Raw genomic sequence first — 15,408 nt, 5'->3', positions numbered from 1 at the left:
CGACGTGAATGGCTACTTTAAATCCGCGTGACGTTGTCATCGTTGATGGCGTACGTTCTGCAATGGGTAAAACCAAAAACGGTATGTTCCGCAATGTACGTGCTGACAGCTTATCTGCTGAATTAGTTCGTGCTTTAGTTGCTCGTAACCAGTTTGATGTCAACGAAGTTGAAGATGTGATCTGGGGCTGTGTGAACCAGACTTTAGAGCAAGGTATGAACATTGCTCGTAACATCGTGTTATTAGCTGATCTTCCAAAGACTGTTGGTGGTCAAACGGTTAACCGTCTTTGTGGTTCTTCTATGCAGTCGATCCACACTGCTGCAGCACAGATTGCAACCAACCAGGGTGATATTTTCATCATCGGTGGTGTAGAGCACATGGGTCACGTTGGTATGATGCACGGCATCGACCTGAACCCTGAAGCATCTAAGCATTATGCAAAAGCGTCTAACATGATGGGCTTAACGGCTGAAATGTTAGGTCGTATGAATGGCATCTCTCGTGATGAACAGGATGCGTTCGGTGTTGAATCTCACCGTCGTGCATGGGCTGCAACTCAGGAAGGTCGTTTCAAAAATGAAATCGTCGGTGTTGAAGGTCATGATGCTAATGGCTTTAAACAGCTTTGCGATATTGATGAAGTAATCCGTGCCGACGCTAACCTTGAAGCATTCAAAGCATTACGCCCTGTATTTGATCCGAAAGGCGGTACAGTAACTGCTGCGACTTCTTCAGCGTTGTCTGATGGTGCATCTGCAATGTTGCTCATGTCTGCTGAACGTGCTCAAGCTTTAGGTCTTAAGCCTCGTGCTGTAATTCGCTCTATGGCTATTGCAGGTTGTGATGCAGCGATCATGGGTTATGGTCCAGTTCCTGCAACTCAAAAAGCGCTTAAACGTGCTGGTTTGAGCATGAATGACATCCAGACTATCGAATTGAACGAAGCGTTTGCTGCTCAAGGTCTTTCTGTTATGAAAGGTTTGAACATCTATGACAAGCAAGACATCATTAACCTGAATGGTGGTGCGATTGCATTAGGTCACCCATTGGGCTGTTCTGGTGCTCGTATCACGACTACTCTGCTGAACGTTATGGAACAGCAAGATACGCAAATCGGTCTTGCGACAATGTGTATCGGTTTGGGTCAAGGTATCGCAACAATTATCGAACGTGTTTAATTCTTAATTAAATACTGAGATCAAAAAATCCTCGCTTTTGCGGGGATTTTTCCTGTTTAGATTTATATTTCAATAAATCATAAATACAGATTAATTTTTAAACTCTGTTTCTCTTTTAAATTTTTAAACTTACCAATCATATAACTATATTAAACTTACAACATTCAAAACTTTATCCACTTAAACATAAACATTAATCAGTATCAAAACACATGCGGGTAAGTCCCTTCTCCCTTTGGGAGAAGGTTAGGATGAGGGAATTTTTATCATCCTCTCCCTAGCCCTCTCCTTAATAAGGAGAGAGGGATTTCCATTGTGAAGTAAGTATATGTTTAAGAAATTATTATGAAATTTTTTGCGCCAACAACGTCGCAAAATGCTGTTTAATCCGATTGCCCTGTGCATCCACTCGATGCAACTCACCTACATTTTCATTGTATTTCACGATCTTCCAGCCCTCATACAGCGCACTTAACTCCCCTGCCTTAAAGCTAAAAGGAAAGTCAGACTGAGCAGGAATATCCGGCGTATCCATCGCACAGACAATCAGGTTAAAACCATTCACATGGGTCGCTTGCTGCATCTGAGCAATCAATGGTTTCACCGTTTGAGCTTCTAAAAACATCATCACCACCGTACAGCAGATAAAGTCATATTTCCCCGAAATACTCTGATCAGCATTCAGATCACGCTGCTGTACATGAATGTTCTGAATACCTTCTGCCTCTATAATCTGCTTCAGTTTCAGTAAACTGTTTGCATTGACATCCCAGGCATCCACTTCAAAACCATGCTGGCTTAAGTACAGGCTGTTACGCCCTTGCCCACACCCCACATCCAGCGCTGTTCCACCCTGTAAATACGGCGTTGCAGCCAAAATTTCTGAGTGCGTCGGTGAAAGCTGATATTTTTTATAAAAATAGTCCTGAGCGGTGCAGTAAAACTGAAGCTGACACTCCATATCGTCACTGGTCGAAACGATTTTGTGCCATGCCTGAGGTTCAATAAACGGGGGTTGCTGTTCCGTGCTGAAGTGATGCTCTGACTGTACATGGCCAGATTCATCCAGCATTGCAAATTTCAGTTCACCTTTAAATATCGTCAGTTTTGCCCAACTGCCGGCTTTGGTATTGTGTGGTTTTTTAAACCCCTCAGGAATACACTGTGCAGTCCATACAGCCAGTTCTTTATAACAGACCAGTTCCTGATTCATCACGCCGCCCCCTTTTACCAATTGCCGTTTATGTTTATCTCACTTCACCATAAGATGTATTTCCATGGTGTGCAACACCCCATAAAAACAATATAAATGATCCAGCTCACTTTTGATTTTGAATGATTATTTATATTCGGCATCAGTTCAGATTTTTTCCATAAGCCACCACAGGTGGTCACTCACACCTCCAAAGGTTGCTCTCCTGCAGACAGATAATGCTTCGTATAGACCAATGTCTGCGTGATTAATTTTTGACTTCATGCTTTTTTTTGCTATGTTGAGTACAGTTTTTCATCTGTTTTTAAAACATACTTTTATTCTTCTGTTTATTTTTTTATTTTCACTGTTCTTCATATCGGTATCACTGGAGTTTCAACATGTATAACAAATTTATGAATAAAACATTTTTCGTTCTGATTTCTTCAGTCCTGTTATCCAGCTGTGCAACATCAACACTTATTAAAAAAGATAACCGCACCTATACAAAAAATGTGCAGGTTATTCTGTCTGAAGACCAGGTGGTCGCTTTCGGTCGTCCATCAACGGTACAGAACAATGTTCCACTCAACAGTCTGGTGATTGCAGGTCAGAAGAACAGTTATGTTATCACTGAAGGTTCAACTCAGTTTGTTACGCTCATTTCAAAACTGGACCCGAAAAATATTCAGATCAACAAAGCGCTTTCTTTCCACTCTGAAAATAATGACGGTCACTTCAGCGGAACTTTACCACTGACCTACGTAAAACTGCAGGAAGATATCAGCAAAAAGGACATGACATTCTTTATTGAGAATGGTGCTGAAGAATGTTCCACATCCAGTGATAAACGCATGAATGCACAGCGCTTCTGTTTCAATATCAAAATGGCAGGTGTTGTTTTTCCACCAGCTGCCAACCTGACCTCACTGAAAGCCCTGAGTAAGCCTTACCACGTCAGTATTCATACACATCAGGAAGAAAGTTATAAAAATAAATCCGGTATGAATCCACTCGAAAAACTGGCACTGCTGCCTTTTGCTGTGGCTATAGATGTCATCAGCCTACCTTTCCAGGCTGCCGAAAAAATCTTTGACTGATATCTTCTGCGTACTGCTCAGTCTCTACTGAACCTGCTGACTGAGCAGTTCCACACTTAACCATTCCATATATTTTTCTTTGTCCATAAAGTCTGGTGCAGTACCTGTATCCAGACTGTAAAACTGATTATTAAATTCAATGACAATCTGTTCGGTGTGGTGCCAGTCTTCAATCATGCGAAAATGCTGATTAAAGAAAAAACGGTTTTTACCCCAGTTACTCAGACTTTCCAGTTTTGGATAGTTTTTATTTTCAATAAACTCTGCATACAGCTGATGAATATCATGAAAGACATGGATTGTTTTCATTTTTGCTCTGCCTGAAACACATAAGATAAAGAGATGTACCTCAACACTGCTCAGGCTACAGTGCTGAGTTTTAATACATGTGACAGTTCACTGAAAATTTGTATCCTGCATGACATACTTTTAAGGTTACAGTTTCTGCTCCACTTCACGGCGGTTCTGCTTTTTAACCTGTTCCAGCTGCGCAGTCAGTGCCAGTACTTCTTTGTATAAAGCATTGAACTGCTGCAATGGCTTATCTTCATAAAACATAAATGTATTCTTTTTCTTTTCCCATTTATTGTTTTTCAGTACAGTAAAAATCGCTTCTGCTTTACTGAGAATCTGCATCTCAATCTCAAACATCACCAGTGCTTCATCCTGTTTCAGGCTTGCTTTCATATTTTCAGCCAGCTGATGCCGGTAGCGTGCGTTTATTCCCAGATGCTTAGCCTGATCTACAGCATTCTGCTCTCTTTGCTGCGTCTGTAGCCTGAACTGTTCCGCCAGAATATGTGCCTGTTTCAGCATATTTTCTGTTTCGGTATAATTCTGTTTTTTGTCTTTTTCCAGCCGGTTAATATTTAAAAACTGATCCCATCCCAGGGCTTTTAATTCACGCAGATATGTATTGCGGGCTTCAGCATTCTGAATCATATGGCTCAGCACAAAATCAGCCATAATTTTATAATCACCCGTCAGGCGCGGATCTGAAATATCGACCTGAATGGGCTTTGACCAGTCTCTTGCCTGGCTGTAAATCAGTTCAGCTTTTTCAAGCAACACCGTCTGATAAATATCCAGTGCCTGCTGTTCATTTTGCTGTTCCCTGTACTGACAGTACATCCCGCCAAACATCAGAAGGGTGGCAAGACCTAAAATAATAAAGATACGTGGCATAGTCTGCTCGTTTTTTCCTTTTCAGATATCATAGCCTGAATTTGCAGAAATGATGATTTTTTAAACAGATCATCTATCGGATACAGGCTGTGTATAAACAAGAAGTTATCCACAATTCTGCTGAAAATGATGAACAAGCTGAGCTGATTGTGTAAAAATGCTTTAAATTTTGAAGTACATCCCCATGTACTGCTTAACTCCAAAGTTTAACAATCGAGATTTTTTATGCGCGTAGATATCTGGTCAGACGTGGTTTGCCCTTTCTGTTACATCGGTAAAAAACGTTTTGAAGCCGCTGCTAAAGAAATGGATATTGAACTGGAAGTTCACTGGCACAGCTTTGAACTTGATCCTGACGCACCTGCGGTACAACAGATTTCCAATACTGAACGCCTGGCACAGAAATACGGTCGCACCACTGCCGAAGTGGAAGAAATGGAACGTAATATCGCAGCAATGGCAAAAGAAGAAGGCATTGAGTTCAACTGGCAGAATGCCAATTCAGGTAATACCTTCAACGCACACCGTATTATTCACCTGGCACAGAGTCAGGGCTTGGGTTCGGAAGCAAAAGAAGCCTTTTTCTACAGCTATATGACGCAAGGTCTGGCGATTGGCGAGCGTGAAACACTTGAGGATGTCGCAGCACGGATTGGTCTGAATCCTGTTGAAGTGGATGATGTTCTGGATGGTAATGAATATGCTGATATTGTCCGCTTTGACGAAGAAGTTGCCCGTGATCAGCTGAAAGTGACCGGTGTACCTTTCTTTGTTTTTGATCAACGTATTGCACTTGCCGGCGCACAGCCCCGTGAAATCTTTATGCAGGTTATGCAGAAAGCACTGGAAAGTGCAGATCAGAATGATGTCCAGTCCGATGACGGTTTACAGTGCAACGATGAGCAATGTGATCTGCCGAAATAAAGCCCGAACATAGCTGTCTAAAAATCCTCCTGAATGGAGGATTTTTTTTGCCCTGCCATCAAGCCTTGATATGAGAGATTTTCAGCGGATACAGCTGTTTTCTATTCCAAAACTCATTGCAACAACCAGAGTAAATACTCTAATTAATTGTTTTATATTGTTATTTTATCTCTGATTGCCGAATCTATCATTCCTGCATGATCATTTTTTAACAATAATTCATTTAACAAATCTTTTATCTCCCAGTCTATCAGGACAAATCTTCAGAAGGAAATCCTTATGAAACTGTTTAAAACTGCTGCTGTTGCAGTCGCTGTTGTATTTTCTGCTAGTGTATCTGCTCAGATCGTTTATGTACCTGACTTTCCTGTTAAAAAAGCAGTGGTAGAAACTCAGACTGTGACTGCTGATCAACCTGCTGCATCTGAATCTGTACAGGATAAAAAAGCAGCATAATTTGCTCAAACCCTTAAAAGCAGGCTATTTTTCAGCCTGCTTTTTTTATTTCAGAAATCCTGTTTTTATAAAATAACGTTTGCAGTTCGCATGATTCAGAACCCATCTTTGTCATTTACTTAAAAAATATTTCAATTTTTTATTGATGCATTCCCACTTTGTGTCAATTTTGCTTATAAAATCTCAAAAACTGACAATTTTTTTCATGTTTTTTTTATTTAAATCCATATAATCAAAAAATCAAAACAATTATTTTTTCATTTGAACGTATTCATATGCAGGAACTTCAGGCACTTATTCAGGGGAAAATTCCACCGCAGGCAATCAACATTGAAAATCTGATTGCCCTGGCTGAACGTTACCCGTCAAAACAGTCGGCAGAATACAAAATGATAGAACTGGCTGTGAATATTGTGCTGGCCAGTTACCTGGAAAAAGCTCAGAAACATGTTTAGGAGTATGTCAGTGGATGCTTTGGAAAAGTCATTGCTGATTAAAGAATTACGTGACCTGACCCATGATCTGGAACGTCAGGCTTTGTCTTTTTATAAAATTGCCCGTTCAAAAAAACGTATTCATGAAATTTTTGAACTGTGTGATGAACCGATATTTAAAAAACAGGTGCTGGGTTATAAAGCACAGATCAATCCTGAAGCCACAACACTTGAGTTTGCCGATCAGACTTTGTACCGTCAGTCATTCCGTGGCTATTTTCAGGAAGACAGCCTCCTGGAAGAAGCGCTGTATGCACACCCCGAATCTGGATGGGCTTTTCTGCATCATGCATCTGAAGGCTGGCAGATCTGGTTGATTCCGGCAGCAGACCGCACTGCTCTGATCAGTGAATGGGGTTCAATTGAAACCGTCTTCAGCTGGATGATGGAACAGTTACATCATTATCACTGCCTGAAAACCGATCAGGAGCTTGAGCTGATTGCCCTGCAGCCTAAAAACCGTTTTCATAAATACAAGCATATATCAACCGAACACATCTCTCATTCTCTCCCTGAAACTGCTGAACCTGATATGACTTTTAATAATTCTCCTGCCGATGCTCAACTGTCTCTGAAACCTCGGGATATTTCAGCATATTTCCGTAAAAAATCAGGACAGTCTTCTGAGGTCGAAGTCGATGAAACTCATCCACTCACCGCTACAGACAGACCTGCACAAAATCTGCCCGTCACACTCCAGCTGGGTGCGCACCAGGCACTAGTGACTGTGCTGAATTTTCCCGAAGCGCTTGAACAGCAACTGTATGGTTTAAAGCTGCCAGAAGTGGCTCAGTTTACTGATCTGTTGATTTTTGCCCCTGATCAGGAAAATGTTCTGCAACGCCCGGTTTATCTGGCTGAACAGATTTCCACGCAGGGTCGTTTTATTAAATACCTCGCTCTTTTTGGTGCAGAGGATGAGATGCAGGCAATTCGCCTCGCCAGAGTATCTGCTGAGCAACAGGGCTATGACCTGGCTTCTGTACGTATGACCAATTGGGCATCACTGGAGAGTCAGTTACTACAGCACGAAGCTTTCTTTGAGGTTTTCACTGAAAAAGCCACGGTGGTATGGAACAAGGACACTTATTTCCCTTACATTCCAGCGCAGTTAATTCACACGCAGAAGTTTATTCAGTTTGAAGAAACAGCAGCAGAAACGGAAACACCAGTCATCCTGCTCAAGGAACGTCAGAAAATCCGTGTCATTCATGGTCAGAAACGTCTTGAACTGTCTCAGATGGAACAGGCTTTCCCTCATCTGTTGCTTGACCGTCAGCAGGGCATCAGCTGGCAACTGATTCAACGGGTCATCAACCGTCTGGAACAACCGATTGAAGCGCTTCAACTCTATGAAGCGATTCAGGTTTATTCAGAAGAATAATTTTAATTTTTGTATTAAACCCTTGCTTTCCTGACCAGAATTTCCAACACTGTTAAGTACCACTTTTATACAAGATCCAGCTCTATGTACAAAAAGGACACTTTATCAGCAACCCGCCTGGGCTTACTGATAATGTTGGGAATGGTCAGTATGACGGTACTTGCGGAGGAAGATCATTCTGCTTCTGAGTACCCTGTTCTGCCACAGACGGTGGAACAGATTTCTGAATTCACCCAGAAATACAACCTGCTGTACCAGATTCCCCGATGGATTGACAGCACGCCCACTTTTTTGCCCGAACAGTCCGACAGCCCGATTGTTCCACCTGTGAGTGTCACTGAAAACAGCACCTGGATTGATCAGAAGCAACTGGGTATCCGCAACTGGGCAGACCGAACTGCAGTACGTATAGATAACTGGTTTGGTGAAACCAATCCAGAAAAGCCTGCAACAGCATCCTTAAGGGTACTGGTGGATAACAGCTGGAATGAATATGACGGCTATGAAATAAAACCCCGTATCCGTGGGCGCATTAAACTGCCAACCCTGGAAAAAAAGCTGAGCCTGGTCTTTGGTGATGACTCACTGGACAATGAACTCAACACCAATGTCGCGATTACCAATGAAAACCCTGTCAACAGCCCCGATAAAAAACTCGATACAAAACGTACCCGTGACAGCAACAGCTCGCTGGCCTTACGATGGTCTCAGTTCTCTGAAAAAATACCTTTTAAAACAGATGCGGATCTTGGGGTCAGATCAGGTGATGATATTTATGTTCGGCTCAAAGCATCCAGAGAATGGCAACTGGACAATGACTTTAAATTTTATGCCGAGCAGATTTACCGTTATGGCATCGACAGTGAAAATTACTTACGGACAAATCTGGAACTGACCCATGCCCGCCCCAATCAGGCTTTTTTTTCCAATCAGCTGAACCTGACCTATGCTGATACTCAGTATGATGATCTGACCTGGGATAATTTTACTTTCCGCCAGCACCAGTTCTTTCAGAACAACCGATTCAACTACGGTATCTATACCGGTGGATTTTATACAGATGAAAATCTGCGTCTGAACAGCTGGGGACCTTTCGTTTCCTGGCGTCAGCCATTTTTAAGAGAATGGTTTTATGTTCAGGGAGATCTGAACTATCTGAATGACCATCGGGCAGACAGAAATCATTTTGTCGGTGCATCCATCCGTCTGGAAACCCTGTTCTGATTTTAAGCATATCTGTGGATAAGTTCTGATTTATCCACTTTATTCACAACTCACCCAGGCCTGTTTTATTCCTGTGCCTCAATGGCATATAGCTGAAATTTAAAGCTGAATGCAGGACCATTTTCAACAGGCATATTGGGGAAATACATCGTCTTATAGGTCATCAATCCTGTCGCTTTGACTTTTTTCCCAACCAGAGCCGGATCTATTTTAATCTCAGGGTGAACTTCCAAGGGCAAACCCATCACCCTTGAAGATGGATCAGAATAATCGGTCAGTTCATATTTGTTTCCATCCTGCCGAAGATAAGCAATCACTGAGCTCAGTGTCTTATCCCTCAGGAACTGCGCATTATGCACAGACAGTTCTTCTGCATAAGCTTTCTTACGCTGATCGGGTGGTGGCAGGTCATAGGCCTGTACAATAGAGGGAAACAGCAGAAACAATACTGTGCCCATCATTAAGTAATATTTCTTCATATTTTTATTCATAAAAAAAGCCTATCTTCAAGATAGGCTTTCACAGAACAGAATATGGTTTATTTCAGCAATAAATTGTTAATGCGTTTTACATATTCAGCAGGATCATCCGGTAATCCCCCTTCTGCAATCACCGCCTGATCAAAGATCACATTGGCAAGATCATCAAACTGCGCAGAAGCTTCCAATTTTTTAACCAGTGGATGTTCAGGGTTGATTTCAAGAATCGGTTTAGACTCTGGCACTGCCTGCCCTGCCTGTTTCAGCATACGCACCAGCTGTGGAGAAAGTTCACCTTCTCCAGTCACGAGACAAGCCGGTGAATCCACCAGGCGTGTGGTGACACGTACTTCTTTGGTTTTGGCTTTGAGTGAATCTGACAGTTTTTCCACTACAGGTTTAAACTGCTCAGCGGCTGCCTCAAGCGCTTTCTTCTCTTCTGCATCCTGTAAGTCACCCAGATCTACAGCACCCTTGGCAACGTTCTGCATAGGTGTGCCATCAAATTCATGCACGAATTCCATCGCCCATTCATCGACACGGTCACCCATCAACAGCACTTCAATGCCTTTTTTCTTAAACAGTTCAAGCTGAGGTGAATTTTTCGCCGCACTCAGACTGTCAGCCGTTACGTAGTAAATTGCTTTCTGCCCTTCCTGCATACGTGCTTTATAGGCTTCAAGAGAAGTGACTACTTCATCCTGAGTAGAGGTAGCAAAGCGTAACAGTTTTAAAATACGTTCACGGTTGGCAAAGTCTTCACCCAGACCTTCCTTAATGACTGAACCGAATTCAGTATAGAATGCCTTGAATTTTTCCTGATCTGCTTCATCTTCCGACTTCGCCAGATTATCCAGCATAGTCAGTACACGACGGGTATTGCCTTCGCGGATGGTTTTCACATCACGGCTTTCCTGCAGAAGCTCACGGCTGACATTCAGTGGTAAGTCCGCACTGTCCACCACGCCCTGTACAAAGCGCAGATAGTTTGGAATCAGGTTATCTGCCTCATCCATAATAAAGACACGTTTGACATACAGCTTAATGCCCGCTTTGGCTTCACGGGTAAAAATATTATTTGCAGCTTTTGCAGGTACATACAACAGCTGAGTATATTCAGTACTGCCTTCAACACGGTTATGTGCCCATGCCAGCGGTGCCTCAAAATCATGAGTCAGGTTCTTATAGAACTCCACATACTGTTCTTCTGTAATTTCAGATTTATTGCGTGTCCACAAAGCACTGGCAGAGTTAATGGCTTCCCATTCCTCTGTTTTAACATACTGACCTGGCTTCTTCTCCTCACCTTCAGCAGCGTCTTCTTCCACCCATTCTTCTTTCTGCATTTCAATCGGCAGGCTGATATGGTCAGAATATTTATTGATGATCTGCTTAACCTTATAGCTTTCCAGATAGTCCAGTGCATCATCACGCAAATGCAGAATAATATCGGTTCCACGTGAAGCCTTAGTGATCTGTTCAACTTCAAAATCACCTGTACCGCCACTGATCCAGCGAACCCCATCTGTCTCAGGCAGACCGGCACGACGCGATTCAACCGTGATTTTTTCAGCAACAATAAAGCCTGAATAAAAACCGACACCAAACTGACCAATCAGCTGGGCATCTGACTTCTGGTCACCCGACAGTTTAGACATGAAATCTTTGGTGCCTGACTTTGCAATCGTCCCCAGATTATCAATCGCTTCCTGAAGGCTTAAACCGATCCCGTTATCTGAGATGGTGATGGTCTTTGTGTCTTTATCCAGACGGACACGGACATGCAGATCTGGATCATTTTCATAATATTCAGGATGATTGATTCCTTCGAAGCGTAATTTGTCACAGGCATCGGAAGCATTGGAAATCAGTTCACGCAGGAAAATTTCAGGGTTGGAATAGAGTGAATGCGTCACCAGATGTAAAAGCTGAGCCACCTCAGCCTGAAAACTATGTTTTTGTGCGCTTTGCTCGCTCATAAATCACTCCTTAAATTCATAACACTTTTTTATCGAATGCTTTAGAAATGGAGTGACTTAAGAATATTTCAATAGGAAAAATAAAAAAAATTCAGAAAGGACCCTGCTGATAGACCCGATTCATATAAAGATCCAGTTTCTGCTGACGCATTTTATACACTTCATCCAGACAGTTTTCAGACTTACCGCACTGATCACGCATGTGCAGCCATCTGATCTGCTCATCCTGAATAACGCCACGCGTTCCCATGGGCACCAGTCTTTTGATAATCTGATACGTGGTTGCCATGCGGACATCTGCATCATTTATCTTTCTGTGTTCACAAATGGCATATTCGGTTTCTGTCTGAGCCTTATCGCAGTTAAAACTTGCTGCGTATGCAGGAATGGCAAGCAGACCCGCAACCAGCACGTACACTGACTTCAACGTATTCATTCACTCAACTCAATCCACCGATCATTCTGCAACTTTACTGTTATTTTTGTGATCTAACAGGGCATATTTGCTCATAATTGGTAACTTTAGTATAGAGCTGAAAATAATCACCTGAAATAAAGGCATCAGACGAAATAAAATCATCAACCATTAAAAACGGTAGCTGTAACCCAGTGTATACACCAGTGGATTCACTTCAAGTGTACCAATATCTTTGCCATCGAGTTTGACATCACTTTCAACCTGAGCATATCGGACATCCAGAAATACTCCCCAGTTCTGCGCATCTGCCGGCTGAAAATTAAATCCAAGCTGTCCTGCTGCACCATAAGTTACATCTGCTTCAAGTTTTGAGTTACTGCCTGTAAGTTTTTCATCCCAGGGAACAGCGACTGTTAAACCCACCCCTACATAGGGTGTGAATCGCGTTGAATTCTTTAAATGATATTTGGCTGTGACCGTAGGAGGTAAATGTTTAAAGGTGGCGGATTCAACACCATTCAGACGTATATCATGCTGAAACGGTGCAACGGCCAGCAAAAGCTCTGCTGAAAAAGGAGAATCTCCAAAAAAATATTCAACCGAAGGTGTCAGGTTAAACTCATGGCTGACATCAGCCTGCGCACCTGCAACCGTGCCATTATTTTCAGTCGGAGCCAGTAAACTGCCACCAACTTTGAGCTGCCAGTTACCAGCCTGTGCAGTAGGGATAACAGCCCAACCCAGGGCTATCAGGAAAATGGAATGCTGCAGTAATGATTTTTTTAACATATATTCTGATCTCTTTTAATTGATTTGACTGAGCATCCTGATATCAAGCCATTCTTTGAATATGCTCAGGACTTCATCTGCCCGTACAGTCAATCTAATCTGACCAGAAAACTTTCAAAAATAATAATTCACCATGTTCTTATCAAAAATTGTTTTTTAATCAATAAATGCTAAACAAAGGTATTTTAAAGCTGTGACACCATGATCGGCATATATCAGCAGTCATCATCTAAAATTTTGCACCCGATATCGGACATAAAAAAACCCGGTACGATGACCGGGTTTCTGATTTTCAGTATTTTAGAATTTGTAGCTATAACCGATTGTATAGATCACAGGATCAATATCCAGTTTGAATTTTTCAACCGCAGTTTCAACTTTAGGGTTTAAGTCTGCATAACGTACGTCAGCAAAAACGCCCCAGTTTTTTGCGTCAGCAGGCTGGAAATTAAAGCCGATCTGAGCTGCATAACCGTAGTCTTCTTTCACTTTAACTTTAGTATCTGCAAGTACACCTGAAGCTTCTTCATCCCAAGGAATAAATGCTGTCGCACCCACACCTACATATGGTGTAAAGCCTGTTGAGTTTTTCAGGTGGTATTTTGCAGTTACTGTTGGCGGTAAATGTTTTAATTTAACACCTGCAATTTCTTCACCCGCAGAACGAACACTTACATCATGGCTGATTGGCGCAGCAAGCAGTACTTCTGCTGAGAAATTGTCATTAAAGAAATATTCCACTGATGGCGTGAATGCAAGCTCACTGTCAGCTTCAACAGTTGCAGCACCACCAAGAATTTTTGTGTCCTGAGTCGGTGCAATTGCAGATCCACCAACTTTCACTTGCCATTGACCTGCCATAGCAGATGCAGAAAGTCCCATTAATGCAATTAAAGCAGCTTGTTTTAACATTTTAAACAACCTTCCAGAATGAATAAGCCATATTAAACATGAGTATTTTTAATATGCAAGACTTATTAATTCATGAAAATTAAACTTATTTTCAAACAATTGATATTTAAAATAATTTATTTTAAGCAGACCAATAAGGTTGGTTTTAATACCAACCTTATTAATCTGATTTAATGGTTATAATTCCAGCTTTTTTAATATGATTTATTATTTAAAGTTTATAATAAAAATAATGCTGATTTAAAGCACCATTGCCGCGATCCAGCCAAAAACAAGCAGCGGAATATTAAAGTGAATGAAGGTCGGAATGACCGTATCCCAGATGTGATCATGCTGTCCATCCACACCCAGACCTGCTGTTGGTCCCAGGGTCGAATCTGATGCCGGTGAACCTGCATCCCCCAATGCCGCAGCAGTACCGATCAGCGCAACTGTCGCAAGTGGAGAGAAGCCGAACTGTACACACAAAGGAACATAGATGACTGCAAGTACAGGTACACTTGAGAAAGATGAACCAATACCAATGGTCACAAAGAGACCAATAAACAGCATCAGGAAAGCAGCCATTGCCTTATTGTCACCGATCAGATGCACCACACCATTGACCAGTCCATTGATATCACCGGTATGGGTCATCACAGAAGCAAAACCTGCTGCCGAAATCATGATGAATCCAACCAGAGCCATCATACGCATCCCCTGCACGAACACATCATCAGCATCCTGCCATTTGAAAATGCCCGATGCTGACAGTACAGAAAAACCAACCAGTCCACCCAGAATCATCGAACCCGAATAAACCTGTGCAACAAGTGTCAGAACAATCGCCAGTACGGCCATAAAAATGGTTTTTTTCGCAATCACAGGTGCCTGATCAGCCTCCTGCTGCAACTCTTTTGCATCTTCTGCAAGACTGGTTTCACCTGCACGAATCGGCTTATCCAGGTCAATTGTCGTCACACGGTTAACTGTACGGTCTTCATAAATACGGGGCTTGCGATATGTTACAAACAAGGCAAACAAGGTACCAATCACCATACCCAGTACAGGTATTGCCATACCCGCAGGCATCATCCACCGTTCAACATGCAGATTGGATGCGGCACCAATTTTGTTGATGTTCCCCATCAGAATCTGTTCAAGAAAAATCGCACCAAAGCCTACTGGCAGGAAAATATAAGTCCCCACCAGTCCCAGTGTCAGTACACAGGCAGCAGCACGACGGTCAAGTTTCAGGTGGTTCATCACCTTCAGTAAAGGCGGTACAAGTACAGGAATAAATGCAATATGCACAGGAATCAGGTTCTGAGAACAGATCGCTGAGATCAGCAGAATTCCAAGCATGAAGAATTTAACTTTACGGGCACGTGCATGAGTGACTTCTGCACCCAGCAGACCAATCAGCTTATGCGCAAGCAGATCAGGCAGACCTGATTTAGACAATGCCAGTGCAAAGGCTCCCAGCACCGCATAGGCAAGAGCAACTTCAGCACCATCTCCCAGTCCAGCATTAAATGCACTGACCGTATCAGATAAACTCAGTCCCGCAACGAGACCACCTATAATTGCTGAAATGACCAGTGTCAAAACAACAGAAACTCGTGCCAGTGACAAAAGAAACATCACGGCAATCGCAATAACTACTGCATTCATGTGAATTTTAAGGGAAGACGAAAAAACCGCATTTTATC

General features: G+C 42.4%; 16 protein-coding genes. 7 read left to right on the top strand and 9 right to left on the bottom strand.

Annotated features, from left to right (window positions below):
* The first annotated feature begins 8 nt into the window (after positions 1-8).
* A complete protein-coding gene (fadA, locus tag CDG60_RS02355; RefSeq protein ID WP_087512598.1) occupies positions 9-1,181 on the top strand; it encodes an acetyl-CoA C-acyltransferase FadA in 1,173 nt (390 codons plus the stop codon).
* A 343-nt stretch (positions 1,182-1,524) separates the two neighbouring features.
* Here fadA and tehB read toward each other — a convergent pair whose 3' ends face one another.
* Entirely contained in the window at positions 1,525-2,394 is an 870-nt protein-coding gene (tehB, locus tag CDG60_RS02350) for an SAM-dependent methyltransferase TehB (RefSeq protein ID WP_087512597.1), read from the bottom strand.
* Positions 2,395-2,774: 380 nt separating this feature from the next.
* Here tehB and CDG60_RS02345 point away from each other — a divergent pair, with 380 nt between their 5' ends.
* Complete coding sequence (locus CDG60_RS02345; RefSeq protein WP_087512596.1) at positions 2,775-3,473, top strand: YidX family protein; 699 nt, start codon at positions 2,775-2,777, stop codon at positions 3,471-3,473.
* A gap of 24 nt (positions 3,474-3,497) precedes the next feature.
* Here CDG60_RS02345 and CDG60_RS02340 read toward each other — a convergent pair whose 3' ends face one another.
* On the bottom strand, positions 3,498-3,782 hold the full coding sequence (locus CDG60_RS02340; protein WP_087512595.1) for a hypothetical protein: 285 nt from the start codon (positions 3,780-3,782) through the stop codon (positions 3,498-3,500).
* A 126-nt stretch (positions 3,783-3,908) separates the two neighbouring features.
* Positions 3,909-4,658, bottom strand: a complete 750-nt coding sequence (locus CDG60_RS02335) for a hypothetical protein (RefSeq protein ID WP_087512594.1) — start codon at positions 4,656-4,658, stop codon at positions 3,909-3,911.
* A 225-nt stretch (positions 4,659-4,883) separates the two neighbouring features.
* On the opposite strand from CDG60_RS02335, the gene CDG60_RS02330 reads away from it, so the two are divergent.
* The 5 genes from CDG60_RS02330 to CDG60_RS02315 all read left to right on the top strand — a co-directional run bounded on the left by CDG60_RS02330 (position 4,884) and on the right by CDG60_RS02315 (position 9,140).
* Positions 4,884-5,582 carry a DsbA family oxidoreductase gene (locus tag CDG60_RS02330; RefSeq protein ID WP_087512593.1) on the top strand — a complete coding sequence of 233 codons (699 nt, stop codon included), beginning with the start codon at positions 4,884-4,886 and terminating at the stop codon, positions 5,580-5,582.
* Between the two features lie 279 nt (positions 5,583-5,861).
* Positions 5,862-6,038 carry a hypothetical protein gene (locus tag CDG60_RS18270; RefSeq protein WP_171405424.1) on the top strand — a complete coding sequence of 59 codons (177 nt, stop codon included), beginning with the start codon at positions 5,862-5,864 and terminating at the stop codon, positions 6,036-6,038.
* A 275-nt stretch (positions 6,039-6,313) separates the two neighbouring features.
* A complete protein-coding gene (locus CDG60_RS02325) occupies positions 6,314-6,493 on the top strand; it encodes a hypothetical protein (protein WP_087512592.1) in 180 nt (59 codons plus the stop codon).
* 10 nt (positions 6,494-6,503) lie between these two features.
* The gene (locus CDG60_RS02320) at positions 6,504-7,916 is read left to right on the top strand and encodes a hypothetical protein (protein ID WP_087512723.1); all 1,413 of its coding nucleotides are present in this window, start codon (positions 6,504-6,506) and stop codon (positions 7,914-7,916) included.
* 132 nt (positions 7,917-8,048) lie between these two features.
* A complete protein-coding gene (locus tag CDG60_RS02315) occupies positions 8,049-9,140 on the top strand; it encodes a hypothetical protein (protein WP_406565305.1) in 1,092 nt (363 codons plus the stop codon).
* Between the two features lie 65 nt (positions 9,141-9,205).
* Here the strand turns inward: CDG60_RS02315 and CDG60_RS02310 are convergent, their stop codons facing one another.
* The 6 genes from CDG60_RS02310 to CDG60_RS02285 all read right to left on the bottom strand — a co-directional run bounded on the left by CDG60_RS02310 (position 9,206) and on the right by CDG60_RS02285 (position 15,370).
* Positions 9,206-9,631, bottom strand: coding sequence for a hypothetical protein (locus tag CDG60_RS02310; protein ID WP_227542911.1), 426 nt, complete (start codon positions 9,629-9,631; stop codon positions 9,206-9,208).
* 47 nt (positions 9,632-9,678) lie between these two features.
* A complete protein-coding gene (gene htpG, locus CDG60_RS02305) occupies positions 9,679-11,598 on the bottom strand; it encodes a molecular chaperone HtpG (protein WP_087512591.1) in 1,920 nt (639 codons plus the stop codon).
* A 91-nt stretch (positions 11,599-11,689) separates the two neighbouring features.
* Positions 11,690-12,034, bottom strand: coding sequence for a lysozyme inhibitor LprI family protein (locus CDG60_RS02300; RefSeq protein ID WP_087512590.1), 345 nt, complete (start codon positions 12,032-12,034; stop codon positions 11,690-11,692).
* A gap of 150 nt (positions 12,035-12,184) precedes the next feature.
* On the bottom strand, positions 12,185-12,805 hold the full coding sequence (locus tag CDG60_RS02295; protein ID WP_087512589.1) for an OmpW/AlkL family protein: 621 nt from the start codon (positions 12,803-12,805) through the stop codon (positions 12,185-12,187).
* A 300-nt stretch (positions 12,806-13,105) separates the two neighbouring features.
* Entirely contained in the window at positions 13,106-13,717 is a 612-nt protein-coding gene (locus tag CDG60_RS02290) for an OmpW/AlkL family protein (RefSeq protein WP_087512588.1), read from the bottom strand.
* Between the two features lie 240 nt (positions 13,718-13,957).
* Positions 13,958-15,370: a Na+/H+ antiporter family protein gene (locus CDG60_RS02285; RefSeq protein WP_087512587.1), complete on the bottom strand. Its 1,413-nt coding sequence runs from the start codon at positions 15,368-15,370 to the stop codon at positions 13,958-13,960.
* Positions 15,371-15,408 lie beyond the last annotated feature (38 nt).

Origin of the sequence: Acinetobacter chinensis (genome assembly GCF_002165375.2) — a bacterium.
GTDB lineage: Bacteria > Pseudomonadota > Gammaproteobacteria > Pseudomonadales > Moraxellaceae > Acinetobacter > Acinetobacter chinensis.
The sequence above is the reverse complement of the archived record's forward strand: the minus strand, read 5'-3'. Positions and strand labels throughout refer to the sequence as shown.